Source organism: Alkalihalobacillus sp. AL-G (genome assembly GCF_030643805.1).
Lineage (GTDB): Bacteria > Bacillota > Bacilli > Bacillales > Fictibacillaceae > Pseudalkalibacillus.
Genome location: NZ_CP094656.1, coordinates 1,933,188 through 1,944,867, shown reverse-complemented (window position 1 = coordinate 1,944,867; position 11,680 = coordinate 1,933,188). Strand labels below are relative to the sequence as shown.

Sequence of the window (11,680 nt, the reverse complement as noted above, 5' to 3'; positions counted from 1 at the left end):
CCTCCTAAAGGTCATACCCCTCCGAATCTTCTGCCCCTATTCTGATAATCGAGTATCGCCTGCTCAAGGTCTACCTCAGAAAAATCAGGCCAATACACGTCGGTAAACCACAATTCAGTATAGGCAAGCTGCCAGAGCATAAAATTGCTGAGACGGATTTCGCCACTTGTTCGGATTAACAGATCGGGATCCCCGATTCCTTTTGTCATCATATAGGATCCAATCAAATTTTCATCGACATCTTCTGCACTTATTGTACCAGCATCCAAATCCTTTGATAACTGGCGAACTGCCTCGGTGATTTCAAAACGACTGCCATAATTCAACGCAAAATTCAATATAAGACCATCATTATGTTTTGTTTTTTCAATTGCCTCGTTTACTGCTTTTTGTGTATAAGAAGGGATTCCTTCTTTTTGTCCGATTGTACGTACTTGAACATTTTCTTCGATCAATTCAGGTAAATAAGTAAGCAAGAATTGTTCTGGCAATTTCATGATAAATTCCACTTCAGGTTTCGGCCTTTTCCAGTTTTCGGTTGAGAATGCATAAAGGGTCAGTGCTTTTACACCTAGCTGGTTAGCACGTTTGACTATTCTTCGGACCACTTTCATCCCCTCACGGTGACCCGCAATCCTTGGCAGTCCACGCTTTTTAGCCCATCTGCCGTTACCATCCATAATAATTGCGATATGTGAAGGAATCCGGCTGCGATCGAGCTTATTATCGTCAGTTATTTCTTTGTTCATTTTGGTTAAGTTGACAAGCTTATTCAGCATCATGTATCCCCCATCGAGATAAAATCAAATCGAAAACTAGTGATGGATTGGTTTAATAATATCTTACTATTGTAATATGTATTGTATCTAATGTGCAAAGAAAACTTGATCCCAAAAGGGATGACCTGAAAGCATTTGCACTTGTCCTATAGAAAGAATGATTATCCTTCCTTAAAGTAAAGTGTAAAAAAAGGGATGACTCAAGGCTTGGGAGCCACCCCTTTAAACGAGGGAAACTAACCATGATTGTGTCAGATCCCCACTTCACTTATCTTATTTTAACTTGAATTGCGTTATACTTCCATGATTTCTTTTTCTTTTTCCGAAGCAATGGTGTCAATTTCAGCAACATATTTGTCAGTCAGCTTTTGAACCTCATCACCATAATGCCTTAGATCGTCTTCTGTCATGTCTCCGCCCTTTTGAAGCTTTTTCAATTCTTCATTAGAATCTCGACGGATGTTGCGTACTGCAACTTTTCCTTCTTCTGCGTACTTTTTAACAAGCTTTACAAGTTCTTTACGTCGCTCTTCGGTTAAAGCAGGGATAGCAATTCGAATGATGTCGCCATCATTCGACGGTGTAAGACCAAGTTCAGCTTTTTGGATCGCTTTTTCAATATCACCGATCACCGACTTGTCGTAAGGCTGGATGACAAGTAAGCGCGCCTCAGGTACTGAAATACCCGCCATTTGGTTAAGCGGTGTCGGAGCACCATAATAATCTACTGTAACCCGATCAAGGATAGATGGATTAGCTCGGCCTGCTCGTAGAGTCGATAACTCCCGGCGGTATGAGGCCACTGCTTTTTTCATTTTTTCTTCTGTTTGCTGAATAACTGCTTGAGACATTTTATTTCCCCCTTACTACTGTTCCGATATTTTCTCCTTCAATAACACGCTTGATATTTCCTTCTTCCATTATTGAGAACACAATTAACGGGATATCATTATCCATACAGAGTGAGGAAGCAGTTGAATCCATTACTGCTAAACCTTCCTTCAACACTTCCAAATAAGATAAACTCTTATATTTCGTTGCACTTTCATCCATTTTAGGATCAGCAGAATATACACCATCAACGTTGTTTTTCGCCATCAGAATGACTTCTGCTTCAATTTCTGCCGCACGGAGGGCTGCAGTAGTATCTGTTGAAAAGTACGGATTACCTGTACCTGCTGCAAAGATTACGACCCGCTTCTTCTCAAGATGACGAATAGCTTTACGTCGAATATAAGGCTCTGCAACCTGACGCATTTCGATAGAGGTTTGCACCCTCGTTTCAACGCCGATATTTTCGAGGCTATCTTGTAGCGCGAGTGAATTCATGATAGTTGCCAGCATACCCATGTAATCAGCAGTAGCTCTGTCCATACCCATTTCACTTCCAGCTTTACCTCTCCAGATGTTTCCCCCACCAACAACGACCGCAACTTCAACATTCATCTTTACAATCTCACTCACTTGAGTTGCAATCGATTGAATCACGCCAGGGTCAATGCCATATCCCATTTGTCCTGACAATGCTTCTCCGCTTAATTTTAAGACCACTCTGTTGTATTTTGGTGTACTCATCTTTTCCCTCCATCAGCGTTTCCTGTATTCTATCGGTCTGCTATAAGAAAAGCGCACGCGCCCTGATCATGATCAGCCACGATGGACACTGGAAGTCCCCCGAGGAGGCTGTCGCCGCCACAGGAGGCTGAAGTGATCCAAGAGGCTAGGCGATGCAGCCACATATAATAGAAAAGCGTAAGCACCTAGACGCTGCAGCTAAACATTACTTATTAGCACCCAGCACTTTTCTTTTGAAAAATAGGGAACACTTACCGTGTCCCCCTTTTCTTTGCACACTAAGAAAGTTGAATACTTTCTATAATATAAGTGCAGCTAAATCAATCACCTTCGCGAAGACTGGCAATTGCCAAGAATCGTTTAGATGTTTTACTTTTTCACCTGTGACATGACCTCTTCAGCAAAGTTCTCTTCTCGTTTCTCCATACCTTCTCCAACTTCATAACGAATGAAGCCTTTAACGGTTCCACCTTTACTGTTTACGTATTTGCCAACTTTTTGGTCAGGGTCTTTAACAAACCCTTGATCAACAAGGCAAATTTCTTCAAAGAACTTGTTAAGGCGGCCTTCAACCATCTTTTCAACAATCTTCTCTGGCTTACCTTCGTTCAAAGCTTGTTGAGTAAGTACTTCACGTTCACGCGCAACTTCTTCTTCAGAAACTTTATCACGGTTAACGTAACGAGGGTTAACTGCAGCAACGTGCATCGCGATATCCTTTGCTAAATCTTCATCGTTCGATCCGCCGATTACGGATAAAACACCGATTCGTCCACCCATGTGTAAGTAGGCACCGAATGCGTCACCGTCTTCTTTTGTGAGGATCGTGAATCGACGAAGGGAAATCTTTTCACCGATCTTCGCAATAGCATTGTTGATATACTCTTCTACTGGAATGTCTTCACCAACCATCGTTTGTTTAACTGCTTCTTCAACAGTAGATGGCTTGTTCTGTAAAAGATGTTGAGCAATTTCCTTAATTAAATTTTTGAATGCATCATTTTTCGCAACAAAGTCTGTTTCAGAGTTAACCTCAACAATAACGGCGTCATTTCCGTTTGTCTCAATATGAGTCAAACCTTCTGCTGCAATTCGGTCAGCTTTCTTCGCTGCTTTTGCGATCCCTTTTTCACGAAGCCAATCAACCGCTTTGTCCATATCACCATCGTTTTCAGTAAGTGCTTTTTTACAATCCATCATTCCAGCACCTGTTTTTCCACGTAATTCTTTGACCATTTGTGCAGTAACTGCCATGTGTGATTTCCTCCTTTTAATATGTACTTACTAAAGTAGTCTTTTGTCTTTCATTTTCAATAAGAGTTCAAAATTCGGCAAATTAGAAACAAGAAGTTCAAGGCAGGACAGTTTTGAGGACCGGAGCGACCAGCCGTACTTGCATAAAAGCTACGAGTTGTACTAAGGAAGCTTTCATCCTAGATATACTTGTAGACGAAGGTACATGAGCCCTTGATGACTATTTGAACTTCCTTTCTTTAAAAAAGGTGATAAAGGGTCAGTCCCCTCTATCACCCTTATCAAACATATATTTATGCTTTTACTTCTGCTTCTTCCTCTTCTGAAGGTTCCTCTTCAACATCGCTTTGGTTACCTTCAACTACTGCGTCAGCCATTTTAGAAGTTAATAGCTTGACGGCACGGATTGCGTCATCATTACCAGGAATGATTACGTCAATTTCATCCGGGTCACAGTTTGTATCAACAATAGCAACGATCGGAATGTTAAGTTTACGAGCTTCCGCTATGGCGATACGCTCTTTACGAGGATCGATTACAAAAAGAACATCAGGAAGACCATTCATATCTTTAATTCCACCTAGGAATTTTTCAAGACGATCCATTTCCTTGTTAAGAAGGATTACTTCTTTCTTAGGAAGGACTTCGAACGTTCCATCTTCTTGCATTTTTTCAAGATCCTTTAGACGTCTGATACGCTTGCGAATCGTGTCGAAGTTTGTCAATGTTCCACCTAACCAACGTTGGTTGATGTAGTATTGACCAGCACGCTTAGCTTCATCTTTTACAGACTCTTGAGCTTGCTTCTTCGTTCCGACGAATAATACCTTTCCTCCATCAGCTGCGATGTCGCGTACATAATTATACGCTTCTTCGACCTTCTTTACTGTCTTTTGAAGGTCGATAATATAGATGCCGTTACGCTCTGTAAAGATGTAACGTGCCATCTTAGGGTTCCAACGGCGTGTTTGGTGACCGAAGTGAACACCTGCTTCTAGCAATTGTTTCATTGAAATTACTGCCATCTCAGGCACCTCCTGTGGTTTTTTCCTCCGCCCGCTTCTCAATAATTGCAACTTATCTTGTTTTATTATGAGGTAAACAGAACCGAGTAGATCGAGGCACGCAAGTCATGAAAGCCAAAATGTAGATTAACCTACATGAGGACTTGAATGACGACGTAACAAAGATATTTGACGGTAATGTTTGGCGCAATAACAAAACTTCATATAAGCACCGGCAATTAAATCCACGAACGTGTGTGGTTGTATAAACACCGAAAGTAACTATACCATAAACAGATCTATTCCTGCAAGTATCTATCGCCCATCTTGGTAAAATTTAATGAGTAATTCTATTTCTCCTTTGCCTTTGTCTACTTTTTTGGCAATCTCGTCGAGCGAGTAACCCTTTTTCTGTAAAGAAAGCACTTCTGCTGCCATGGATGGTCCGAATTGTTCCTTTTCCTTTGTAATCGGTGGTGGAGGAGTGTAGTTTGGATCCTCTTTTTCATTATGTGATTGTGGTGTTTGCGTCGGCGTGGGCTGTGTTAATGATACTTCATCATTATTTATCGATTGGAACGTTGAGGGTTTGTGAAGACCTTCCTTTAGTCGATCATTTTTATATTGGTCACTCTTTATTGAGCGTAGATGTTCAAGGAAGGCTTCGTTTTCTTCCTTCATTTCTGTGGAATAAGCCATTAAGATATCTTCCATTTCTGATTTTACTCGATCGATATCATTTTTATCAGATGCATCAAACTTCTTCCAAACAATCAAAACGGCTAAGAGTGTAGTTAAATGAAGGATAAAGCTTATCGTCAATAGAAAGCCTGTCATTAGTTCCCCCTAACCAGAAAAGTCAATATGCTTTCCTTTAAATGGATGATTCGTAGCTGTTTTTTCAGACGTATCCTGTTCTTTTTCCTCCTGCTGAAAATGTGGATTGGAGCCCTTCTGATCTCCGGACAAATCTGTTTTATTCGTTTGCTCCTGTTTTTCAATAGATTTGCGTCTATGTTCTGCTTCCTTAGCCTGAGCAAAGGCTGTCTGGGATTGATCGATTTGAGAACGCTGTTGTAGCTGTTCTTGAACTTTGCTAGCATCTAACGTTCTTGGTAAGGCTACTTGAAGTTCAATCGATTTCAAACTCATCTTTCCCACTCCCTGTAAATGGGTTAATTAGTGCAGTTGGATACCTTTTTGAATTATCTATTATAAGTGTCCGATAACAATCTCGCCTGACCTTAGATTGATTTCTACAGACTCATAAACCGTTTGGATTTTACGCTTATATTTCCCAAACGTAATTTCTACACCTGGCTGAACTCTATCTGCAATGGTAAGTGTTGCATCCCCCACGTTTGATATCGAGTCATTAAGCTCATTCAGCCTATCTTTATTTTGTTGTAATGAATTCACCAATTGCCCGTGTGTATTTCTTACCTTCAAAAGTAAAATCCGCTCCTTATCGGTTTGTTGGGAAGTCGGTTTACTGTCAACTGCTGTTTTTAATCGGTTCAGTTTATTGAAGCTTTCTTCATCCTTTTGTACTTGAACCGAGAGTTTATCCCATTCATTTAGTAGTTCTGGTGCGACACCAAAATAAATTGCGGTTTTTGTCATCAATTCGGTTCCTAATCGGTTCACATATATATTCGAGCCTGCTGTCGTATTCCCTCCCACAATCATTCCTTTCCCCTTCTGGCAATATATATTTCCCTCAACAAGTACATTACTGTGGTTTAGAAAGTGAATATGAAGATCTCCGCCCACTTTAATATTCCCTTGATTAATATAACCAGTGTGTAAGTCATTTTCGGTTTGGATGAGTGACCTACCCTGTCCTGCGATGCCATTCTTTATATAAATAGAGCCACCTGCACGCAGCTCTGACCCTTCTACTATTCCATCGATTCTGATGTCACCCTCTGCCTGGATTTTATAGCCGGAAGGTACATCACCAAATATGTGTATATTACCAACAAATTCAAGATTACCAGTTTTTAAATCCAGGTCTCCTTTAACTTCATATACCGGGTAAACGTGCACCGCTTTTTTTTGAAAACTGACTTGCCCATCAGTCGTTGCATAGATGCTGTTTTTTTCCTCATTGATCACCGTATTTCTGCCTTGTTTCAACCGAAGAGGCTTCCCTGGCTTTGCAGGAACTTCTACTCCATCAACCGTCATTCCAGGCACTCCATCTGTAGGGGGAATGATATCGGCAATCCTCTCGCCTTTTTTTACGGACAAAATTTCAGTTCTTGATCTTAGGTCGACGAACTTTTGATCCGATTCAGGGCTCTTTTGTTTTGCAGCCTGTGCCCGTTCCTTTAAAAAACCTGGTTCACCTGGTATAGGTTTAGATCCTTCCGCCACGATTACAGGTTCAAGCCAGTGCTCGAAATCAGCTAGAATTTCTGAAATTGAAACTTCCTTAATACCAAAGGTGACGTTTTTTGATTGTAAAAAATCCAGTATATCTTGGAATTCTGGTTGAAACTCACATGAGTGAATCGGGATCATTACAACCCGCATACGATTTTCTGAAACCTTAAGCTGCACACAATCACTCACTGATGTTTTCTGCATAATAAACTACCCCACATATTTAAAGATATTTCGACAATACATTTCGAAGTTTAAAAAGTGCCTTTGAATGGATCTGAGAGATTCTTGATGTTGAAAGTCCTAGGACATGACCAATTTCAGTTAAGGTAAGTTCTTCATAGTAAAATAAGCTGACTACAAGCTGTTCTTTTTCATTTAATTCTTTGATTATTTCAGTCAGATGTTGGTGAAGCTCGTCCGTCAGCAATATGGTCTCAGGTGTGTTAACCTTTTTATCCTCGATTGTATAACCGATTTTTTCGTTGGAATCACTTTCCTTGTTCTCTTCATCAATCGATAAAACGTTGGCTAAAAAGCTTTCCGACATGATGGTCAAGACATCCTCTTCTGAGTAGCCTAATTCACTTGCGACCTCTGCAGCTGAAACTGACCGCATTTCCTCTTGCTCCATACGTTCAATCGCTGCATCAATTTTCTTTGACTTTTCCCGCATTGATCTCGGTAACCAGTCTTCCCTTCGTAACCCATCTATGATTGCACCTCTAATTCGAAAAGAGGCATATGTATCGAACTTCAAGTCCCTGCCTGGATCGAATTTGTTCAATGCATCGTAAAGCCCCATTAATCCATGGCTTCTAAGCTCATCTTTATTCACGTTCCTCGGTAAACCTACTGCAATTCGCTGAACGTGGTATTGAACCAGAGGTAAATGCATCTCTAGTAAAGCTTCGCAAGAGTCTTTATCCCGATTTTTCGCCCAACTGTCCCAATAAACACTCGCTTCACTACTAGCAGCACTTTGCATCTTATCTCTCCTATTTTATGTGTTTTAATTAAAAAGTCTGCGAATCTAGGTTAGATCGATTTCATTCCTTTATGAATCGTGCGAATCGCAAGTCTGGATGAACACGGATCAAACTCGATTGTTCTACCGTTATTTCCTCCTACATCTTCTGCAATGATGGGGATATTTAAAGACTTGAGTATATCCTTCACAGCCTCGACATTGCGTGGACCGACACGCATCGCATCACTTTGGCTTGAAAATTGAAACATTTGTGCACCACCGGCAATTTTAGCCTGTAGGCGTTCTCGATCAATACCATAGCAATGACCGAGTTCTGATACCATTTCAGGGATTGCTGTATCGGCATACTTTGCCTGATTGAACGTTGCCCCTTTAGAAAGATTTGAGTTTGGCAGCATAATATGTGCCATCCCTGCTGCCTGGGTTATAGGATCAAATATGACAACTCCGACACAGGATCCTAACCCTGTTGTTCTTAAATGTTGAGGTGCCTGTCCGAGTTGAAAATCTGCGATACCAACCTGGACAATTTCTACTATGTTATTCATTTAAAGGAACCCCGAGCGAATGAAAGATTTTTTGAAACGACTCCGGATCAGGTAATAGCAAAAAATGGCCTTTCACACCTGTGTTGATGTGTACAGAATCCTTTAGCTGTGTATCGATGATTATGGCGTAATCACTTACCTGTGACATTTCAAATAAGCCTTGTGAAAGAATAGCTGCTGCCATATCCACCGTTAAATAAGGAACTGATGGAACGAGTTGCAATCCTGTAAAGTCGGAAAAGGATGATAGGTACGAACCGGCTAAAATATTACCTGTCTCCTGCAGAGCGGAGCATGGGAGCTCAGATTGAACAATTGATTCCTCCGTTATCGATTCATCGCCTGTCAATTGCTTGATGAGATGAACCGCTTCATCCAATGGTAAAATGAAGAACATATTCCCTGGTGCATCCCCAGTGACACGAAGGAAGGTAGCAGCTACAACGAGTTCCGCTCCCCCGATCATGTCGGTTACTTCATTAAAAGGGATGAGTTTCACAGAAGGCACTTCCATATCTACTGATTTTTGAACAAGTCGTGATAGAGCAGTTGCTGCATTACCAGCACCGATGTTACCGATTTCCTTTAAAACATCCTTTTGAAAATCAGTCAGCTGCTCCGGGGTGATCATTCATTGTTCTCCTTAACCTGTCGAAGTGCGATGATTTCTTCAGGGTTCAATACCTTTTCAAGATTTAGTAAAATAAGTAAACGACGCTCAAGCTTTGCAACACCTTCTAAATATTCAGCACTAATACCGCCAACAACCTCTGGTGCCGGTTCGACAGAATCAACCGGTACGTCGATAACGTCATTAGCAGAGTCCACAATCATTCCGACTTCAAGATCATTTGCATGTACAATGACAATCCTCGTATCTTCTGTATAATCTGCTTCTTCAATGTCAAATCGACTTCGAAGGTTAATGATTGGTGTTACGATCCCACGGAGATTAATCACACCTTTTACGAAAGACGGTGTACGTGGAACGCGTGTAATTTCCTGTATCCGTTCAATGGATTTAACCTGATGGACATCCACACCATATTCCTCATCCTTAAGTTGAAAAACGATCGCTTTCATCTCTTTTTCTACAGTTTTTATATCCGACATTTTAACTCCTCCTTATTTGATCAAATCGTTACAGTCAAGTATTAGAGCAACCTGTCCATTTCCGAGAATAGTCGCTCCAGAAATTGCAAATATATTTGTTAAATAGTCTCCAAGCGGTTTTAGTACAACTTCCTGCTGTCCGATAAAGGAATCAACTACAAGTGCAGCCATTTTGTCTCCTTTACGTGCTACGACTACCGAAATATAGTCATCGTCATCTTGTTCACCCGATATATCCAGGACCTCTTTAAGTGAAACGAGCGGAACGACCTTCCCACGAAAATCGATTACATGCTGACGATGTGCGTTAAGAATATCCGCTTTGGCGATAATCGCACTTTCCACAATGTTTGATAATGGAATTGCGTAAGTTTCTTCACCAGAAGTGACAAGCATGACCGATAATATTGACATCGTTAGAGGCAACTGTATCGAAAACTTAGACCCTTGACCCGGATCAGATGTGACGCCGATTTGTCCACCTATCGATTCAATTTTGCTCTTTACAACATCCAGTCCAACTCCTCTACCGGAAATATCCGATACGGTTTCTGCTGTGCTGAATCCTGAAGCAAACAGGAGCTGGTAGACTTCTTCATCCTTCATTTCAGATGCTGACGATGGATTGACGATCCCGTTTTCAATCGCTTTCTTCAGAACCATTTCTCTATTAATACCGCCACCATCATCTGTAATTTCAATGTAAACATGATTTCCGCTATGATAGGCTACGAGAGAAATCGTTCCTTCAGAGCCCTTACCATTGGATTTCCGTTTGTCCGGGCGTTCGATACCGTGATCCACCGAATTACGCAACAGGTGAACGAGCGGATCACCAATTTCATCGATGACAGTCCTATCAAGCTCCGTTTCTCCACCTTCAATTTCGAGATTCACTTTTTTGCCAAGATCTTTTGCCAAACTGCGAATCATCCGAGGAAAACGATTGAACACTTGATCAATCGGAACCATCCGCATCGTCAGTAACGAATCTTGGAGATCACCCGAGAGACGTGTCATATGCTCAACCGTTTCGTTCAAGTCAGTATGCTTAAGCTCTTTTGCGATTGTTTCAAGTCTTCCTCGATCGATTACGAGCTCTTCAAATAAATTCATCAGCTGATCAAGTCGTTGAATGTTCACCCTTATTGTCTTATTTCCGGCATTTGGCTTAGTTGAGGAAGCTGCTGCCTTCGAGTCTTTTGTATTTGATCCCTTTGTATTTGACTCTTTCGTTTCTACTTCGGTAGTTGCTGCTGACTCAGATTGAGGTTCTGCAGTAGCTTCTATGTTTAGTCGGCTTATATGAACGGAATCAATTTCAGAAACCTTGCCTATCCGTGCTTCAAGCTCCTCTGAATCAAGTTTCGTCAAAAGGTTGACCGTGAAATCGAGATCGAACTGCTCTTGCTCCAATTCATTGACCGAGGGATTGGAATGTATGACTTCTGCAACCTGCTCAATCACTTCAAAAATCATATATACTCGTGCTGCTTTTAAAATACAATTTTTATCGAGCGCAATTTTCACGGATAAGGGATGAAAACCTTGTTCGATTGATTCTAGTATCACGGACCTTTGAAATTCATCTAGACCATTCGTTCCTTCTGAAACGAATGTCTCCTTCGATTGCTCAGAGGAATCCTCCCCGTTTTCGATTCGATTCAATATTGCGACAGTTTTTGATACATCTCGTTTTCCATCCCCACCCTCAATGATCGATTCAACCATCGCCTCAAGGTGATCGACAGATTCGAACAGTACATCGATTACATCCGATGTAACCCCGATTTGTTCTTGTCTGAGCGCATCTAAAACGTTTTCCATTTTGTGAGTAAGATTAGCGAGATCCTCATACCCCATCGTTGCAGACATACCCTTTAACGTATGTGCTGAACGAAAGATATCATTCACAATCGACTTTTCGTTCGGCTCATTTTCAAGTCGTAGCATATGTTCATTAATCGACTGTAAGTGCTCCCTGCTTTCTTCAACGAACACATCCAAATATTGATTCATATCCATTAC

The 11,680-nt window shown here is 41.2% G+C and carries 13 protein-coding genes; all 13 read right to left on the bottom strand.

What is annotated here, in order from left to right:
- Positions 1-11: 11 nt before the first annotated feature.
- Positions 12-782, bottom strand: a complete 771-nt coding sequence (locus MOJ78_RS10010; RefSeq protein WP_370529788.1) for an undecaprenyl pyrophosphate synthase — start codon at positions 780-782, stop codon at positions 12-14.
- A 290-nt stretch (positions 783-1,072) separates the two neighbouring features.
- Positions 1,073-1,630 (bottom strand): ribosome recycling factor, encoded by a 558-nt coding sequence (gene frr, locus MOJ78_RS10005; protein ID WP_304981038.1) that lies wholly within the window; start codon positions 1,628-1,630, stop codon positions 1,073-1,075.
- A 1-nt stretch (position 1,631) separates the two neighbouring features.
- Positions 1,632-2,354 carry a UMP kinase gene (gene pyrH, locus MOJ78_RS10000; protein ID WP_304981037.1) on the bottom strand — a complete coding sequence of 241 codons (723 nt, stop codon included), beginning with the start codon at positions 2,352-2,354 and terminating at the stop codon, positions 1,632-1,634.
- Between the two features lie 369 nt (positions 2,355-2,723).
- Entirely contained in the window at positions 2,724-3,608 is an 885-nt protein-coding gene (gene tsf / locus MOJ78_RS09995; protein WP_304981036.1) for a translation elongation factor Ts, read from the bottom strand.
- A 293-nt stretch (positions 3,609-3,901) separates the two neighbouring features.
- On the bottom strand, positions 3,902-4,633 hold the full coding sequence (gene rpsB / locus MOJ78_RS09990; RefSeq protein ID WP_304981035.1) for a 30S ribosomal protein S2: 732 nt from the start codon (positions 4,631-4,633) through the stop codon (positions 3,902-3,904).
- A gap of 294 nt (positions 4,634-4,927) precedes the next feature.
- Positions 4,928-5,449, bottom strand: coding sequence for a DUF6115 domain-containing protein (locus MOJ78_RS09985; protein WP_304981034.1), 522 nt, complete (start codon positions 5,447-5,449; stop codon positions 4,928-4,930).
- 9 nt (positions 5,450-5,458) lie between these two features.
- On the bottom strand, positions 5,459-5,764 hold the full coding sequence (locus tag MOJ78_RS09980; protein WP_304981033.1) for a hypothetical protein: 306 nt from the start codon (positions 5,762-5,764) through the stop codon (positions 5,459-5,461).
- Positions 5,765-5,824: 60 nt separating this feature from the next.
- A complete protein-coding gene (locus MOJ78_RS09975; RefSeq protein ID WP_304981032.1) occupies positions 5,825-7,204 on the bottom strand; it encodes a flagellar assembly protein A in 1,380 nt (459 codons plus the stop codon).
- A gap of 19 nt (positions 7,205-7,223) precedes the next feature.
- Positions 7,224-7,988: a FliA/WhiG family RNA polymerase sigma factor gene (locus MOJ78_RS09970; protein ID WP_304981031.1), complete on the bottom strand. Its 765-nt coding sequence runs from the start codon at positions 7,986-7,988 to the stop codon at positions 7,224-7,226.
- Positions 7,989-8,038: 50 nt separating this feature from the next.
- Positions 8,039-8,539, bottom strand: coding sequence for a chemotaxis protein CheD (locus MOJ78_RS09965; RefSeq protein WP_304981030.1), 501 nt, complete (start codon positions 8,537-8,539; stop codon positions 8,039-8,041).
- The gene (locus MOJ78_RS09960; RefSeq protein WP_304981029.1) at positions 8,532-9,170 is read right to left on the bottom strand and encodes a chemotaxis protein CheC; all 639 of its coding nucleotides are present in this window, start codon (positions 9,168-9,170) and stop codon (positions 8,532-8,534) included. The genes MOJ78_RS09965 and MOJ78_RS09960 overlap by 8 nt, the downstream gene beginning before the upstream one ends.
- Positions 9,167-9,652 (bottom strand): chemotaxis protein CheW, encoded by a 486-nt coding sequence (locus tag MOJ78_RS09955; RefSeq protein WP_304981028.1) that lies wholly within the window; start codon positions 9,650-9,652, stop codon positions 9,167-9,169. The genes MOJ78_RS09960 and MOJ78_RS09955 overlap by 4 nt, the downstream gene beginning before the upstream one ends.
- A gap of 12 nt (positions 9,653-9,664) precedes the next feature.
- The gene (locus tag MOJ78_RS09950; RefSeq protein ID WP_304981027.1) at positions 9,665-11,677 is read right to left on the bottom strand and encodes a chemotaxis protein CheA; all 2,013 of its coding nucleotides are present in this window, start codon (positions 11,675-11,677) and stop codon (positions 9,665-9,667) included.
- Positions 11,678-11,680: the final 3 nt, after the last annotated feature.